Below are 15,994 nucleotides of genomic sequence, written 5' to 3' on the forward strand. Positions count from 1 at the left end.
AGAATAACGGAATGTCATCTGAGAATGACGGAATGCCATCTGGGAGTTTCGGAATGGCATCTGAGAATTACGGAATACCACCTGAGAGTTTGGAAATACGATCTCTATGTTTCGGAATAACATCTCATTGTTTGTAAATTTTCATTGGGGGAGACATATAATATAATATGATGGCGGGAGAAAAGTTAAAGGATACGATTACTATTGCCGCAATACAGCCAACAAAAATTTTGCTTATGGAGCATAAGGTATAGGTTTTTATGTAACTTCCTGTAAAAGTAACTTTATGAAAACCACCTTTACATTTATCTGTTTTTATGCAGCCCTTCTTTGTTATGTAAACTCATCTGCCCAGCAGGCTACTTTTCAGAAGAGTTATGCGTTTGAAAAAGATCATCATGTTGAGCAATTCTTGCAATTACCCGGCAAGGGCAGTTTAATGATTGGCTGGCAACCCGTTGTATGCAGAGGCGGGTCAAATTGCAAGCCTTATATTTTTTGTTTAAGATTTGATGAGCGTGGCAATGCAATATGGTCTAAAAATTATTATACTAACATTTCTTTTTCAAGTCCGAAAGCAACAATAACTGCTGATGGAGGTTTTCTTTTTTTGGGGAAATTATATGATAAAACAAAATTAGAATATAAAGGAGCCTTGCTGGTAAAATGTAATAAAAACGGAAACGTTATCTGGTCGAAGCAAATAAGTTCAAAAAATTATTCTGCGTTATCTCCACAATTAATTTACGAGAACAAGAAAAAAGAAATATTAATATTATATACAGTAGCTAATGACATGTACTATTCTGAGCTTTTTCAAATTTTAAAATTAGATAAAAACGGGAATTTGCTATGGTTCAAGACTATTGATACAAAACCATCCTATTCTGTTGATATTTATACAGCTAATAGTATTATCCAAATAGGTAACGAAATTTTTATTGGAGGAAATATTAATTGTCAGCCATGTGAAGGCATAGTTACTGCCAATATTATTCATTTAAGCAGTAATGATGGCAGTGTTATTAGTTTTAAAGAATTAAGGGCACGTCCATTAAATTATAATAATAACACTAATATAATAGATTTTTTTATCGCTGATAATAAGCTATTAGCTTTTGGAGGATTTGGCATTGAAAATAGGTATAATTGGTTTGTTTATCCTATAAATGATAGTACAACTTCAGAATCAGCAGCATTAATAAAACCTGATTTATTTGCATTACAGCGTTATTTGAAGGCGCACAAAATCTTGCTGCCATTACAATTTGCTTCTTCCGCTTATTTTAAAAAAGATTTAAGTTTAGTTGAGTTTTATACTTATGATCAATCGGAGAAAATCAATCTTAATCAATACGATTCATTAGGAAGGATTTGCCCTGAATTTTCAATTCCAAAAATTCACCTTTCAATGCCTGACAAGAAATTTTCATTGAATACAAAAGTTTATTCGATTATTTCTGACAGTGTTTATATAAGCAATGGAGTTGTTCATGATTCTTCCTTTACCTTAATGCAAACTTCAATTTGTGAAGATTCAGCAAATATCCAAAGCAATTCAAAAGAAAAAATAAGTAATGTAAACACTGATAAAAATACAAGTACGGTCTTCCCAAACCCTGTAGAGAATGTGTTATATGTTCAACATTTAAAAAGCGGAAAAAATATACTTACAGTAATAAATTCAATTGGCGTCGTGCTTAACAGAACAACTACGTATAATCAAAATGAAAAAATAATGGTAGGGCATTTACCGGGCGGCGTCTATTACCTTAACATCCGGGGTGATAAACAAAACACAACTTACCGCTTTATTAAGCAGTAACTTTCTCAATCACCATGGCACTCGCGCCGCCGCCGCCGTTACAGATACCGGCAGCGCCAAACTTTGCATTGTTTCGTTTCAGCACGTTAATCAGCGTAACTATTATCCTGGCGCCACTGCATCCCAGCGGGTGGCCTATCGACACAGCCCCGCCGTTTACATTAACTTTCGCTGCATCCAAACCCATTTTCTGAATATTGGCAATGCCCACCACTGAGAAAGCCTCATTCAGTTCAAAGTAGTTAATATCGGTTAGCTTTAAACCCGCTTTTTCAACCGCTTTTGGCAAAGCCAGCGAGGGCGTGGTGGTAAACCATTCCGGCGCCTGCTCGGCATCGGCATAACTTCTTATAATGGCTATCGGTTTTATATTTAATGATTCGGCCTTTTCTTTACTCATTAATACAAGCGCCGCAGCGCCATCGTTCATAGTGCTGGCATTGGCCGCGGTTACCGTACCTTCTTTTTGAAAGGCGGGTTTCAGCTCGGGTATCTTTTCAAACTTTACATTAAATGGCTCTTCATCTTTTGCAAATTGCAAAGGCTCGCCCTTGCGCTGCGGAATTTCAACCGGCACCACTTCATTGTCAAACCTGCCTTCATTCCAGGCCTGCTGGCTGCGCTTGTAGCTTTCAATGGCAAAAGCATCCTGGTCGTTCCGGCTTATATTACATTCCTTCGCGCAAAGCTCTGCCGCATTGCCCATTGCGTAGTTATTATACACATCGGTAAGGCCATCTTTGGCAAGGCCATCAACCAAACTCACATTCCCATATTTATTGCCCCAGCGCATGTTAGGAGAATAATAAGGCACATTGCTCATGCTCTCCATGCCGCCGGCAACAATTATATCCGCATCACCGAGCATAATACTTTGGGCAGCCTGCGCAATGGCTTTCATGCCGCTGGCGCAAACTTTATTTACGGTGGTGGCCACCACATTTGCAGGCAAACCGGCAAACATAGAAGCCTGCCGGGCGGGCGCCTGGCCGAGATTGGCCTGAAGCACACAGCCCATTAAAACTTCCTGTACATCTGCGGGTTTTATACCGGCTTTTTCAACCGCGGCTTTTATGGCGACTGCGCCTAACTGCGTTGCTGAAAAATCTTTTAAAGCGCCGCCAAAGCTGCCAATGGGCGTTCTCACCGCCGATACTATATAAACCGTTTTATTGCTCATGCTATGTAGTTTAAAAATGCTAAGATAACGATTGTTAGTTTTATGGAGAGAGAGGGGTCGCCGATTTTACTATTCAATGAGGTTGATTTAAGGAAATATTCAATACGCAATGTTCAATTATAAACCGCTGCGAATTGAGCATTGATTATTGATTATTGAATATTGATTATTTACAATTTAAATTACTCTTAAGTGAACGACGCTGGCAATTCCAAATTCCCAATTCCCAATTCCCAATCCTTAACCACTCAACGTACCAACTAATCAATCAATCAGCCTCAGCTTGAATGATCCGCAATAATCAGCCATTCCCCGTTTATTTTCCTGAACAGTAAAGTGAAATAGCCGCCCACATCGCCAATGCTTCTCTTCAAATGCCATTGGCCAAGCACAAAATAATATTCGGGCGATAAAGGCTTTAACTGCAGCAGGTTGAAAGAAAGCTTGCCCATTGCCGCCGCATCGGGATAGGCCTTTTTGTATCGGTCCAGCGTTGTTTGCCAGCCATACGTTGGCGGGTTGCTCACAAACAATAAGCTATCATTCTTCCAGTAGGTTTGCATAAAGGCATCCACATCGCCGCGGTTCCAGGCTTCTGTTTGCTTATCCATTACCTTACGTATGGCTGCTTCATCGGCAGAAGTTTGGGCCTGGCAAAAACTGCATACTACAATCAGGGAGCAGGCAATAATTATTCTTTTCATATTTGATATGTTTAAAAGAAAAGTGTTTGACCGGTTATCGTATCAATGTAAACGTACCTTTTAATTGGGGCAATTTATTGTCTTTAAAAGTAATCATGTAAATGTATGTGCCGGATGGCTGATCAATTCCATTCACCTTGCCATTCCACGAAACGGGCGCTGCTGCAACGTGATAAACCATTTTGCCCCAGCGGTTAAACACCTTTACATCGGCGGCGAGGCCAATATCCAGGTAAGGAATTTTCCAATAATCGTTCAGGCCGTCATTATTGGGCGTAAAAGCGTTGGGAACAAATATGGCATCTGCCACTTTCACCTGCACATCATCGGAACTTTTACAATTATATGCTGATTGCACCGCCAGCGTGTAAATCATGTCAGCCGGCGGCGTTACTATGGGATTAAGCGATGCCGCGTCATCAATGTATAAAGGTGGCTTCCACATAAAGCTTACATCTTCCCCGGTTGCAGTGCCGTTGAGGGTAACAGGAAAATCTTTTATATAAATACGGTCGGCGCCCGCATCCGCCCAAGGTTTGGGATGTATAGTTATTTTAAGCAGGTTAGATGCAATGCGGCAGGAAGTGGTGCCGGCAAAAGCCTCGTCCGTTACGGTAAGGCGGTACCAGTATTTACCAACTGCAGACGGCGGCGTGCTTGCATAGGTTGTGCCGGTGGCGCCTGCAATATCCTGCCACGATTCGCCTTCATTTATACTTGTTTGCCATTGATAAAAAGGATTTTGATAGGCGGAAGATGCATTGCCTGAGAAATAATAAGTGGGCACGGTATCTCCTTCGCAAAGGTTTACGGTATCAGCATTATCCCGTATAAATGCCGATACCTGCGGGCCGCAGGGCCTGAAACCAATATCATCCAGCGCCAGGTCGTTACCGTAGCCGCCAGGCGAATTATTGCGCATGCGTAATACAATGGTGGCGTTATCTGCAGGCGTTGTAAAGAGCAACCCATACTTTACCCATTCAGGTGAATGCGTAACAGGTATAGGGCCGGAATCGTAGCTGCCGAGAATGGTGCCATCGGGTTGTTCTATAGTAAAAACCACATCGGGCATAATACTGTTTTCAGGCATCATTACATTACATATCCAGGCAGAAAATTCATAGGTGGTATTTGGGCAAAGATTGGTTACGTTGGTAAGAAAAAAATCACCCGGTTCAATGGAAGCATTTACCAGCATAAAATTCCCGTTGCCGGTATGATCTTTTGCAACAGTATGCCAGGTATTCCCAAAACAACTGGAAGTTGAATTGGTAATAGTATAAAAACCATCATCCGGGCAATCGGATGATATATAAGTATAACCGGATGCCGGCACATACGATGAAGCGCTGCCGGCGCCATTTCCGAAAGTAATGTTTACGGCAAGGTCGCCAAGGCTGCCTGTGCAAACCTGGCATTGAATTGTTTTAAAAGGAAGAAAATAAATGCCTGTATATAGTACGAACCTTAAAAATGAAGTTTTATTCATGCACCTGCAACGTTAGCCGTGGTTTAACGAACAGGCAATTTAACGGATATTCTCAGAAGCTGTTTGAGTTGATGACGTTTATTATGAAATACCAGTCAGATGCTTTGGTAACTGGCAGCGGTATTTCCAGTAGCTCAAACAGTTTCCTGGTTCAAAAAATCCTTTACGAATTGTTATTGGCAAATAATTGCATCATGGATAATGCTTTCATTTCATCATCTGCCTTATCCAGAATTTCGTGAAAGCGGTATAATTCTTTTACAGTTAAAACAATACAGCAACCGGCAGAAGGAGTTGACAGGAAAATGCCTTTGGTATCATCGGAAAGAAAGTCATTACCATTAACGGAAACAATATTCATGTGGGATGTGGTTAAATCGTATAAAGCGCCAAATTCTTCATTGGTTAGAGTGAGCATGGTTGTTCCAAAGGCGAGCTGCAGGTAACCGCATTCTGTACATCTTACAACATATCCATCTCCGGAAAAGGCCAGCTTTTGAAAATCACACATGAGCGTTAAATTAAAATGTATAAGTTTTATACCGGCAGGCCTGTAATGCCTGTTCATAATAAACCGGTTAGCAGAAATTTATTAACCTGGTGTTATATAGCTGCAACTAATTCTCTTTTTACAATTACCGGCTTAGCAACTTTTTTCTTTTTATGTCTTCCGCGCCAGATAAGAAAGCCGGTTATGGGCAAACTTGCCGCAATAAGGCTTGCAAAGAAGGCTATTATTTTACCCGTAATACCTAAAACTGCGCCGGTATGCACATCGTAATTCATGCGCATAATTTTATCAGCAGCGCTTGTATTGGCATACCGGCCATACGGGTGGTTTACACTAATTTCCTTCAAAGAATATTGGTCAAAATAAATATAATCTGATTTCCAGTAAGTGCCCGCATCAGGATTAGCAACGGCTTCTATAGCTGTGGAATCACTGCCGGGAATATGCACTTCAATCACTTCGGCAGCAGGATAATCAATATTCATTTTCTGCCATACTTTATCAATAGCAGGCGACCCGGTGCTTATAACCGGCTGAGCTGGTTTTTCGGAAACAGATTCATAAAACTCCACCATTTGCTTTCCGCCCGAAGTGGTCCAGTATAATGATTTTGCAAACCACTGGAAACCCCATACAAGCCCGGTAACAGCAATAAAGATGGCTATCCAGCTCATATAAAAACCAAGCACATTATGCAAGTCGTAATTTTTACGCTTGAATGTGGCATTCCATTTTACAGAAAATCGTTGTTTGCGTGCGGCTTTATTTTTCGGCCACCATAACACAATGCCGCTTATGAGCATTACAAGAAAGATTAAAGTAGCCGTGGCCACAATGGGTTGTCCTATGGCCGGCGGAAGCCATAAATAAAAATGGCCCATAAGCACTACCCTGAAAAAGTCGGCATCTTCATTTTTTACCTTTAAAACCTGTCCTGTGTACTGGTTAATATAAACAGTATAGTAATACTCAGGTTCTTCATTATAGAATACAACCTGTGCAGATCTGCCTTTATCAGAGTAAGAAACGCTGTGCGGTAATTTATCGGGAAGCGCAGCCACTGCAATTTGCTGCAGTTTGCTGGGCGGCAAAACGGGCTGATTGCTTTCTTCCACATAAAGATATGGCTGCGTAACCGACTTTATTTCCTGTTCAAAAGCAAGAATGCATCCTGTAATCCCCAGGAATACAATAATAACTCCTGAAGCAAGCCCAAGCCATAAATGTATTTTACCTGTAATCTTTTTAAACGTTAACGCCATTCTTAGTGTTTTGCAAACAGCTTCTTAATTAACCGTAATTGACCGTGCAACAAAAATGTTTTGAAAAAGCGCAAATCTTTATATTAATCAGGAAAAATCTTTACGAAATGAGGAAACTAAGGCATGGTTAGAGTTAATTCTAAAAAAGCAGTATAGGGTTTTATAAATTTCGTTATTAGCCACAAATGCCAGATAATTGGCAAAGTGTGCAGTATAAATAAAAGCCCCGCAAATTTGCGGGGCCATTGCACATACCCATTCTCCTAAACTAAACCGTTGCGGGCTCTTCTTCTTCCAATATTTCCAATACTGTTGCAAAGCGTATTTCACTCAGCTCTTCCTGTGCTGTACTCATCAGATGGTCAAATACAAATTCCGGCGCCGTGGCTTTCACCTGCTTCAGCCAGTTGGCCGCATCGGCAGTGCTTATGGCACGCATCATCCATTTTGATGTTTGCTCAATGTGTTCCTGCGGTATAGCAGCCATCAATTGCTGTTGTATTGCCATGATCTGTTCATCCGTATAATGTTCCCATAAAACCTGGTTAAGCAATTGTTCTTCCCTGGCCATGTGCTCAAGATTAAACACAAGAAATTCCGTAAACGATTTTGTAATAGCAGAACCGCAAACCGTTCTTTCTTCCGGGAAGAAAGTATTTTCATAAATAACAATAATATTTTTTAAACGGTTGGAGATGCGCAAATCTTCCACATGCTCTTTCTCAAAAGATGCAGCCAGTGCAGGCTCGTATGTCTCAACGGCCGGCATAATAAAACTATCTTCATGATGTGCATGGTTATCAAAAGCAAAAAGCACATCATTAATTTTTACAAGCGCTGCCCGGGCCTCTGTATAGTTTGCAAAATCTGTTTGCTGCAGCGTTAAAGCTGTATCATATAACATGGCGCGAAGCGCTTTATGAATGAGGTAAAATGTGTTGTAACGTTTCATAAGTTTTGTTTTGAAGGTGTTTTTTCAAATTGATACAACAATATTACTTCACCACAAAAGCCAAGTCAAGCATGGAATGCAGCAATTGTATTTTTTGAAGGAAGAATTGTTTAAAAACAATTATAGTTTGTGGGCGGACGGCAATAAAGAACAAGTAATGTTATTACTTAAGAAAACACTCAATATTCAACAATACAATACGCAATGTTCAATTGAAGAGCCTAAACATTGAACATTGCGTATTGAGTATTGGTTATTGAATATTTTAAAACTAATTAAACGACAATAAATGAAGAATTATATCAATCGAATAAAAATCAATCCACAACCTCAGCTACTTTTCCCACAGAAAAATCAGCATTAATCATAGATATGCTGCGGGTGGCAAGATTGGCAAAATTCTCAAATGCGTTGCGGGAAATTGCATCATCGCTCATCATTACCGGCACGCCCTGGTCGCCGCCTTCACGAATGCTCTGCACCAATGGTATCTGCCCGAGGAAAGGAAGATCATATTCTTCGGCTAAATTTTTTCCGCCTTCTTTTCCAAAAATGTAATATTTATTGTTGGGTAATTCTTCCGGCGTGAAGTAAGCCATATTTTCAACCAGGCCAATTATAGGCACATTAAGCTGCGCCTGTGCAAACATGGCAATACCTTTCTTGGCATCAGCCAGTGCTACGGTTTGCGGCGTTGTAACAATCACGGCGCCGGTAACAGGAACTGTTTGCATTAAGGTAAGATGAATATCGCCGGTGCCGGGCGGCATATCAATTACAAGATAATCGAGTTCGCCCCAGTCAACGTCGGTTACAAATTGTTTAATGGCGCTGCTGGCCATTGGCCCGCGCCAAACCACAGCGCTTTTTTCATCAACCAATAAGCCAATACTCATAAGCTTTAAACCATAACGGTCAATCGGAACAATCATGCCTTTGCCATTCACATCCCGCATCATAGGCCGCTCGCCGCGAACGCCAAACATAATGGGCACGCTGGGGCCATAAATATCGGCATCCATTAAACCAATCTTTGCATTATGCTGGCTTAAAGCCAGCGCAAGATTAGCAGCAACAGTGCTTTTGCCAACACCGCCTTTACCGCTTACAACAGCAATAATATTTTTTACACCGGGCAAAATTGTTTTGGGATCAATACGGTTACTGGTTGTATGTGAAGTAAAATTTACATTCACAATAAAACCCTCGTCTAATTGCTGAATAGCATTAATGCAATCTGTACGCATTACCTCTTTTAACGGGCAGGCCGGCGTAGTAAGCACAATAGTAAAAGAAACTACATTGTCTTTTACCGAGAGGTCTTTTACCATGTTAAGGGTCACAATATCTTTTCCCAGATCGGGTTCATTCACTTTACTTAAAGCCTTCAGAATATCATTTTCAGTCATGTTATATTTTCGTTTTTCTTTATCACAAATCAGCGGCTATAACTCTTCATTTTAAACATTATAGCGCATCTCATTTTTTTGTTAAAAACCATGTACGGCCCGCAAAGTTAACCCTGCTTATGGTTTATTTGTTAAGTGATCGTTTTATTTGCATAAAAATTGATTGTTTTAAATTTATTGCATGAATAAACTTCTACCATATTTTCTTTTTGCAACATTGATATTCTTATCGCTGACAGGAGAGGCTCAAACCCGCAGGGATTCTGTTGTTCAGTTTTATGGTGTGGTAATGAGCGCAGATAGTTTGCGCGGTTTGGATGCAACAAGCGTTATTGTGGAAGGCACAGGCCGCGGCACTATTTCCAATAGCCAGGGCGTATTTTCCATAGCCGCTTTGAAAGGGGATAAAATCCGTTTTTCGAGCACCGGTTTTAAAGATAAAACGCTTACAATTCCCGATACGCTTAAAAGCAATCAATATTATGTTATCCAGCTAATGGTGAACGATACAGCCTGGCTGCCTTCTACCATTTTAAAGCCCAGGCCCACCCGCTCTCAATTTGAAAGAGATTTTGTGAATACCGATGTGCCTGCGGATGCTTTGGAAATTGCCCGCCGCAATAATGATGAAGCTACCCGCAAAGCCTTAATGCTAACCCTGCCGGTTGACGGCACGGAAGCCATGAACACACAAATACGCCAGCAGGCGCAACGCTATTATTATTCAGGGCAGCTTCAGCCGCAAAACATCTTTAACCCGGTTGCCTGGGCAGAGTTTATACAGGCATGGAAGCGGGGTGATTTTAAGCGGAAGTAGAAGGCAAAGCATTAACTGTTACATCAATATTCATTATAAAATGACTATTCCTGCAATTCATGGATTTATTGAAAGAAGGATGCTTATAAATTTTACAGCAGCGCCTGAATACATTTAAAAAATATTAAGCCAAAAGGATTCCCGGGTTTTACTGGCGTGAATTCAGAAAACGGGGCACACAGTATTCCAGTTGAATGGAATGATAACGGTGAAATTAAAGAAGGCGTTTATATTCCAAGAAGAGATACATCCCTAAAACTCAATACGCTTATAGGCGGAAAAATATTTCCGGGCAAACATTATTTTGCAAAATTTAATGTGGTTGAAAGAAATAACCACTTTCATTTAGATTTTAAAAGCTCAGATAATACTTACGTTGAAGTTGATGCAAGATTAACCGGCGAGTTAAATAAAACTTCAATTTTTGAAACGCTTGACAAGGCATCAGCTTTTTTTGAAAAAGGTTCCACCGGGTATTCTCCAAACGGGAAAAATTTTGATGGATTAAAATTAGAAACTTATAAATGACAGGTAAAACCGCTCGAAGTAGAGCATGTAAGATCAAGTTTTTTTGAAGACAGAGAGATATTTCCTGAAGCAACGGTAAAATTTGACAATGCTCTTCTTATAAAAAATATAGAACACAAATGGAAGTCGCTGTCAACTATAAACGCCTGCTACTAAAAACCAGGTGCCATTACAATAATTGCAGACAATAAGCGCAACCCTCATATTGTTTACTCGCCTTTAAATCATTCTTACAGTATAATTTATTTTCTGAATTTTCAATAATTATTGAAAATTCAGAAAATATTTACTTCCTTTGCATCATGAATATAACAGAAGCCAAACAAAAGTTTATAGAACAATGGGGCATACTGGCAACGCAATGGGGCATTAACCGTACCATGGCGCAGGTGCATGCACTGCTGCTCATTTCTGATAAAAACATGAGCACTGACGATATCATGGCTGCATTGAGCATAAGCCGCGGCAATGCCAATATGAATGTAAGGGAATTGATGAACTGGAACCTGGTGCGTAAGGTAATAGCGCCCGGCGACAGGAAAGAATATTTCACCGCAGAAAAAGATATGTGGAAAGTGGCCATGAATATCATGGAGCAACGCAAAAAAAGAGAACTTGACCCAATGGTTAAGCTGCTGGATGAACTGAGCAAAGTGGAAGGCGATAAACGCAACCCTGAAATAAAATCATTCGCAGATTCAATGAATAACATTAAGAAATTCTCAGAGCAGGCAGATAAAATAATGGGCGTGATGATAAAGGCTGAAGAAAATTGGTTTTGGGGAAGCTTCCTGAAAATCTTTAAATAAAAAATGTTTCTTTATGAAATACTCAATCCCTCATTTTATAATCATCGTTGCAGCAATAGGTCAAATGTTTACGGCTCTTATCTATCCGTATATACGTCACGTTGTTTTTGACTGGTATAATGATATTAAAAAACTAAAACCGCTAAACCAGGAAATAGCCAAAACGTATGGCAGGTATATCCAGGGATTAAATTTCTCGTTTGGTTTAATCACTATTCTTTTAATTGATGAATTACAAAATGGAACAGGGCTGGCGATTGCTTTAACCGGTTTAATAGCCGCTTACTGGACAGGAAAGGTGGCCACACAATTTGCCTATTACCCAATGTACCAGATTCCTGATAAACTCATTTTTAAAACAGGCGAAGTTTTAATGAACGCCTTGTTCATCACATTTGCAATTGTATTCCTGCTGCTGTTTGTAAACAATATTATACGCTATATAAATTAATCATGAAAAAGATTGTTATTGCTGGCGGAACAGGTTTCATCGGCAGTTATTTAAAAACAAAATTTGAAGAGCTTGGTTACACTGTTATTATCATTTCAAGGCAGGAAAAATTTGCAAACTGGAATAACGTAGCCGCAATAGTTGAAGCTTTGAATAATGCAGAAATGCTGATAAACCTTGCAGGTAAATCTGTGAATTGCCGATATAACGAAAAGAATAAACGCGAAATACTTTTATCAAGAACAGAAACAACAAAAGTTTTGGGCGAAGCCATACAACAATGTACTATTCCGCCAAAACTCTGGATAAATGCAGGCACGGCAACCATTTACCGCCATGCAGAAGACAGGCCAATGACAGAAACTGAAGGAGAGATCGGGAATGGATTTTCAGTTGATGTGGCCAAAGCATGGGAAAAATCATTTTTCAATTTTCATTTAAAAAATACAAGGCAGGTATTATTGAGAATAGCTATTACACTGGGCAAAAACGAAGGCGTTATGAAACCTTTACAAAATCTTGTTCGTTTTGGTTTAGGAGGCAGGCAGGGAAGCGGTAATCAAATGTTTAGCTGGATACACATTGAAGACCTGTTCAGCATTATCCTCTTTATAAAAGATCACAGCAATTTAAATGGCATATTCAATTGCTCCTCTCCTAACCCGCTTAGCAATAAAATATTTATGCAAAAATTGAGGCGGTGTATGAATATCAGCATTGGTTTGCCTTCACCCGCATGGCAGCTTAAAATCGGGGCGGTTTTAATAAAGACTGAAACAGAATTAGTACTTAAAAGCCGATGGGTTTTGCCGGACAGGTTATTAAAAGAAGGCTATACATTTTTATACCCTTCCCTCGATAATGCCTTGATAAACTTAATCAATGAATGAAGCCATACCATCAAAAGCATTTAAACATAATCTTCTCTTTATAATAGCAGGATTTTGTTTTAATACATTCATGTTAGTGCCGGAGTATTATTGCATATTTGAAAACAGCTTTTTCATACATACAACACTTTTAAAACTCCAGGTTTCTCATTTCATCTTTGTGATGATAAACGTTGTTTTAGCAACAACGCTTCAAAACAAATCACTTGTATTTTTAATTCACGCCAATTTAATCGGTTTAATGTATTCAATACTTATGGCGCCATTATGTTTGGTAAACTATATGCATAACATGCCAGCGATTTTAAATGATTGTTATATGGCAGCCGCATTTTATGTGATGGTTATACAATATAAAAAAATGATACGGCTTACAGGTTTGCATACAATAAAGTATTTACCAATTGCCGATGCTATCGCAGCATTTGCATTTATTGCTTATCTTATTCTTGGCTGATTTTTGCCTACTTCAGCAAACCCTTAATCTCATTCAGTTTCATCAGCGCTTCAACAGGTGTTAAGCGGTTGATGTCAATGTTTTCCAGCAGTTCCCTTATAGCAGCAAATGTTGTGGAATGTTCATCAAAAATGGAAAGCTGCATTTGGGGCGCTGTAATCTTTTTAGTATTGATATTATGGCTTCCCTCCTGCTTCGTCTCCAGTTGTTTTAAAACATCATTGGCGCGGTCAATAAGCTGCGGCGGCATACCGGCCATTTTTGCTACATGAATACCAAAACTATGTGTGCTGCCACCGGGCGCAAGTTTCCTTAAAAAGATGATCCTGTTACCAACTTCTTTATTGGTGATATGATAATTTTTAATGCGTGAAAACTTAACCTCCAGTTCATTCAACTCATGATAGTGTGTGGCAAACAATGTTTTTGGCGCACAGCCTGAATTATGCAAAAACTCGGCAATGCTCCAGGCAATGGAAATACCGTCATACGTAGATGTTCCGCGGCCAATTTCATCCAGCAATATCAAACTGCGCTGCGAAATATTATTGATAATACTTGCCGTTTCATTCATCTCTACCATGAAAGTACTTTCACCGCCGCTTAAATTATCGCTGGCGCCAACACGTGTAAAAATCTTATCAGTCAATGGAATTTTTGCTTCATCTGCCGGAACAAAACTTCCAATATGTGCGAGCAATGTTATCAATGCTGTTTGCCGCAGTAATGCACTTTTACCGCTCATGTTGGGCCCGGTAAGAATAATGATCTGCTGCGATGAAGGGTCGAGCAAAATATCATTTGAAATATATTGTTCGCCTGCTGATAAATTCCGTTCAATAACAGGATGGCGGCTGGCCTTTAATTCCAGTTCAAAACCTTCATGCAGTTGCGGTTTTTTATAATTATATTGAATGGCATTTTGTGCAAAGCAGCACAGGCAATCAAGAACGGCTAAAACACTTCCGTTGTTTTGAATGGGCGCAATAAAATCCTGCAGTTCGGTTATGAGCTTATCATATAATAATGTTTCAAGCTGCAAAATTTTATCTTCTGCACCGGTTATCTTTTCTTCATATTCTTTTAATTCAGGCGTTATATAGCGTTCGGCATTGGCAAGCGTTTGTTTTCTTATCCAGGAAACAGGCACTTTATTTTTGTGTGAGTTAGTTACTTCAAGATAATAGCCAAACACATTGTTGAAACCGATCTTTAAAGAAGTAATACCCGTTTCTTCTGTTTCCCTTTGCTGAATATTTATAAGATACTGTTTACCGCCGCTGGCAATATTGCGCAATTCATCCAGTTCTTTGCTAACACCGTTTTTTATAGCGCCACCTTTATTTACTGCAACCGGCGGCGTTTCTGTTATTTCATCAAAAATTTTTTCAGCTATATAATTACATGGGTTAATTGCAGCGCCTAATCTTTTTAAATATTCGTTATTGGCATTGCTGCATATTTTTTTTATTTGTTCAGCATGATGCAAACCTTTTGCAAGGTGCATTACATCTCTTGGGTTAATCTTTTTTCCGGGAATACGGCTTACCAGCCTTTCAATATCGCCGCATTGTTTTATCAATTGCTGCAACTGTTTGCGCACATCTGTTTGAAGAATCAAATATTCAACAGCATTTAATCTTTCATTTATTTTATTAATGTCTTTCAAAGGCAGCAGCAACCAGCGTTTCAGCAGGCGGGCGCCCATGGGGCTTACTGTATTATCTAATACTTTTAATAAACTTAACTGATCATCACTGCCTGTATTTAATAATTCAAGGTTGCGGATGGTAAAGCGGTCCATCCATAAATAATCTTCTTTTTCCAGTCTTTGAATATTGGTAATGTGCTGAAGATTGGGATGCTCCGTTTCCTTTAAATAATGCAGCACAGCACCTGCCGCAATAACGCCGCAATGCAGATTTTCAATTCCAAAACCTTTTAAGGAATGGGTTTGAAAATGTTTTAAAAGATTGTCTGTTGCAAAAGCTTCATCAAAAATCCACGCATCTAAAGTGTAGGTATAAAATTTCGTTCCGAATTTTTCTTTAAATGTTTTTTGATTATTGCGCTGGTAAATTACTTCTGCAGGCTTTAAAGTTTGCAGCAGCTTATCGGCATATTCCTGGTTGCCTTCCGCCACAAAAAATTCACCGGTGGATATATCAAGGAATGCAAGCCCATACACATCTTCGCTGCTGAAATGAATGCCTGCCAAAAAATTATTGCTGTTATGTTCAAGTAGTTTTTCATTAGTGGCAATGCCGGGCGTTACCATTTCTGTCACACCGCGTTTTACAATGCCTTTGGCGGCTTTGGGATCTTCCAGCTGGTCGCAAACGGCAACGCGATAACCTGCCTTTACCAGTTTATGCAGGTAAGTATCCAGCGCATGATGCGGGAAACCTGCAAGCTCACTGGCGCCGCTTGCAGCACCATTATTTCTTTTGGTTAAAGTAATGCCCAAAACCTGTGAAGTAGTAATGGCATCAGCGCCAAACGTTTCATAAAAATCGCCTACACGAAACAACAAAATGGCATCAGGATATTTTTGCTTGATCGCCTTATGTTGCTGCATTAATGGGGTATCGTCAGAGCCTTTAGCCATGGCGGCAAATATAACGTCAATCGTGAATGGTGAACCGTGAATGCAAGTGCCAACTTATGCACATTTGCTTATCAAATAACAACTAAATTCCACTTGCGA

General features: G+C 39.7%; 15 protein-coding genes. 7 read left to right on the plus strand and 8 right to left on the minus strand.

The window, feature by feature from the left end:
- Window positions 1-286 precede the first annotated feature (286 nt).
- Window positions 287-1,825, plus strand: a complete 1,539-nt coding sequence (locus tag BM015_RS08710; RefSeq protein ID WP_090657385.1) for a T9SS type A sorting domain-containing protein — start codon at window positions 287-289, stop codon at window positions 1,823-1,825.
- Here BM015_RS08710 and BM015_RS08715 read toward each other — a convergent pair.
- The 7 genes from BM015_RS08715 to BM015_RS08745 form a co-directional block, all read right to left on the minus strand.
- Window positions 1,815-3,005, minus strand: coding sequence for an acetyl-CoA C-acyltransferase (locus tag BM015_RS08715; protein WP_090657387.1), 1,191 nt, complete (start codon window positions 3,003-3,005; stop codon window positions 1,815-1,817). The genes BM015_RS08710 and BM015_RS08715 overlap by 11 nt on opposite strands.
- Window positions 3,006-3,283: 278 nt before the next feature.
- Window positions 3,284-3,709 carry a YybH family protein gene (locus BM015_RS08720; protein ID WP_090657389.1) on the minus strand — a complete coding sequence of 142 codons (426 nt, stop codon included), beginning with the start codon at window positions 3,707-3,709 and terminating at the stop codon, window positions 3,284-3,286.
- A gap of 34 nt (window positions 3,710-3,743) precedes the next feature.
- Entirely contained in the window at window positions 3,744-5,201 is a 1,458-nt protein-coding gene (locus BM015_RS08725) for a T9SS type B sorting domain-containing protein (RefSeq protein ID WP_090657392.1), read from the minus strand.
- 163 nt (window positions 5,202-5,364) lie between these two features.
- Window positions 5,365-5,769, minus strand: a complete 405-nt coding sequence (locus BM015_RS08730) for a hypothetical protein (protein WP_090657394.1) — start codon at window positions 5,767-5,769, stop codon at window positions 5,365-5,367.
- Window positions 5,770-5,804: 35 nt separating this feature from the next.
- Window positions 5,805-6,974: a PepSY-associated TM helix domain-containing protein gene (locus BM015_RS08735; protein WP_090657396.1), complete on the minus strand. Its 1,170-nt coding sequence runs from the start codon at window positions 6,972-6,974 to the stop codon at window positions 5,805-5,807.
- Window positions 6,975-7,242: 268 nt separating this feature from the next.
- Complete coding sequence (locus tag BM015_RS08740; protein ID WP_090657398.1) at window positions 7,243-7,926, minus strand: hemerythrin domain-containing protein; 684 nt, start codon at window positions 7,924-7,926, stop codon at window positions 7,243-7,245.
- 317 nt (window positions 7,927-8,243) lie between these two features.
- Window positions 8,244-9,335, minus strand: coding sequence for an Mrp/NBP35 family ATP-binding protein (locus BM015_RS08745; protein WP_090657400.1), 1,092 nt, complete (start codon window positions 9,333-9,335; stop codon window positions 8,244-8,246).
- A 181-nt stretch (window positions 9,336-9,516) separates the two neighbouring features.
- Between BM015_RS08745 and BM015_RS08750 the strand changes: the two genes are divergently transcribed.
- From BM015_RS08750 to BM015_RS08775, 6 genes are all read left to right on the plus strand, one after another.
- Entirely contained in the window at window positions 9,517-10,152 is a 636-nt protein-coding gene (locus BM015_RS08750) for a carboxypeptidase-like regulatory domain-containing protein (protein WP_090657402.1), read from the plus strand.
- Between the two features lie 156 nt (window positions 10,153-10,308).
- A complete protein-coding gene (locus BM015_RS21825; RefSeq protein ID WP_245751318.1) occupies window positions 10,309-10,680 on the plus strand; it encodes a hypothetical protein in 372 nt (123 codons plus the stop codon).
- Window positions 10,681-10,982: 302 nt separating this feature from the next.
- The gene (locus BM015_RS08760) at window positions 10,983-11,489 is read left to right on the plus strand and encodes a GbsR/MarR family transcriptional regulator (RefSeq protein WP_090657406.1); all 507 of its coding nucleotides are present in this window, start codon (window positions 10,983-10,985) and stop codon (window positions 11,487-11,489) included.
- A gap of 13 nt (window positions 11,490-11,502) precedes the next feature.
- Window positions 11,503-11,940 carry a hypothetical protein gene (locus tag BM015_RS08765; protein ID WP_143075804.1) on the plus strand — a complete coding sequence of 146 codons (438 nt, stop codon included), beginning with the start codon at window positions 11,503-11,505 and terminating at the stop codon, window positions 11,938-11,940.
- A 2-nt stretch (window positions 11,941-11,942) separates the two neighbouring features.
- Window positions 11,943-12,830, plus strand: a complete 888-nt coding sequence (locus BM015_RS08770; protein WP_218148460.1) for a TIGR01777 family oxidoreductase — start codon at window positions 11,943-11,945, stop codon at window positions 12,828-12,830.
- Complete coding sequence (locus BM015_RS08775; protein ID WP_143075805.1) at window positions 12,823-13,287, plus strand: hypothetical protein; 465 nt, start codon at window positions 12,823-12,825, stop codon at window positions 13,285-13,287. Before BM015_RS08770 ends, BM015_RS08775 begins: the two co-directional genes overlap by 8 nt.
- Before the next feature lie 7 nt (window positions 13,288-13,294).
- On the opposite strand, the gene mutS is transcribed toward BM015_RS08775, so the two are convergent.
- On the minus strand, window positions 13,295-15,895 hold the full coding sequence (gene mutS / locus BM015_RS08780; protein ID WP_090657414.1) for a DNA mismatch repair protein MutS: 2,601 nt from the start codon (window positions 15,893-15,895) through the stop codon (window positions 13,295-13,297).
- Window positions 15,896-15,994: the final 99 nt, after the last annotated feature.

Source organism: Parafilimonas terrae, assembly GCF_900115755.1.
Taxonomy (GTDB): Bacteria; Bacteroidota; Bacteroidia; order Chitinophagales; family Chitinophagaceae; genus Parafilimonas; species Parafilimonas terrae.